The 1,142-nt window shown below is 49.6% G+C and carries 1 protein-coding gene; it reads right to left on the bottom strand.

Features of this window, described 5'->3' with window-relative positions:
- Positions 1-38: 38 nt before the first annotated feature.
- Positions 39-1,142 (bottom strand): OmpA family protein (locus QVH07_RS17655; RefSeq protein WP_290003149.1); only part of this gene is annotated, 1,104 nt, incomplete at its 5' end.

Here is a 1,142-nt window from a genome sequence, read left to right as displayed (position 1 = left end):
TGTGTTATGTTAAGTCTTGAATTATTCTTGGCTGAGGATTACTCCTCTTCCATCGTATCCACTTTCTTCTTTCGACCTGTGTAGCTGAAGCTTGACTTCCCTACTCTCAATTCGGTTCGTCTGTTCAGCTGATGCATCGCCTCGGTACAGTTGCCTGTACTGCAGTCATTCACCGGTCGGGTCTCTCCAAACCAGGTGTCTTCCATTCTGCCGTCTTCCACTCCTCTGGCTCTCAAGTACTCCTTCACCACCTCGGCTCTTCTCTCCGACAGGCTCTGGTTATACTCATCACTTCCTCTCTGGTCGGTATGTCCTTCGATGTACAGCATCAGATTCGGCATTCTGTTCAGCATAATCGCTGTTCTCTCCAGCTCCTTCTTGTGTACCGATCTCAGCATGCTCTTGTCAAAGTCAAAGTAGATCGTCGGGATCGCTCTCAACTCTTCCTGTAAGGCCTCAAAGATCTGCTCAGGATCACAGAAGTTCTGATCCAGCAGCTCCTGTGGAATATCATACTGTTTGGTCGGGTCAGGGAAGGCTTCCAATACCAATTCACTTCGTCTGTTCAGCTGATGCTCTGACTCTGCACAAGGAACTCCGTTGCCACAGTCATTGATCAACTCAGACTCTCCAAACCATTCCAGGCGGATGCGGTCTGCACTGATCCCATACTGGGCCAGGTAATCGCTCACTGCCTTCGCTCTGTTGTTACTCAAGGTAATGTTGTACTCATCACTCGCTCTGGAGTCGGTATGTGATCCCACCAACAGGTCCAGGAAGCTGTACTTGTTCATCATCTCTCCCAGTTTATCCAGCGCTTCCTTCGCATCTTCCCGGATCACAAACTTATCCAGATCATAGTACACAATGTCCACATACACCGGAAGCTGATATGGAATCGGGGTCAGCGTATACTCTCTTCTTACCGTATCCCCTTCAAAACCTTTCGTCGTTATGCTTTCGTCTGTCAGCGTAAAGTAACCCGGCTTACTGATCGTAATCCCAAAGTCACTATCCGGCTCCAGTTGGGCAGTCAGCTCTCCGGTTCCTTTTCTGTCCGTTGGTACCTGGAGGTTCTGCGTCTTATCCTGTAAGGTCGCCAGGTAGCTGTCCGTCACCACTGCCCCTTCACAATCAATCAC

This window comes from Algoriphagus sediminis (genome assembly GCF_030403435.1).
Lineage (GTDB): Bacteria > Bacteroidota > Bacteroidia > Cytophagales > Cyclobacteriaceae > Algoriphagus > Algoriphagus sediminis.
The sequence above is the reverse complement of the archived record's forward strand: the minus strand, read 5'-3'. Positions and strand labels throughout refer to the sequence as shown.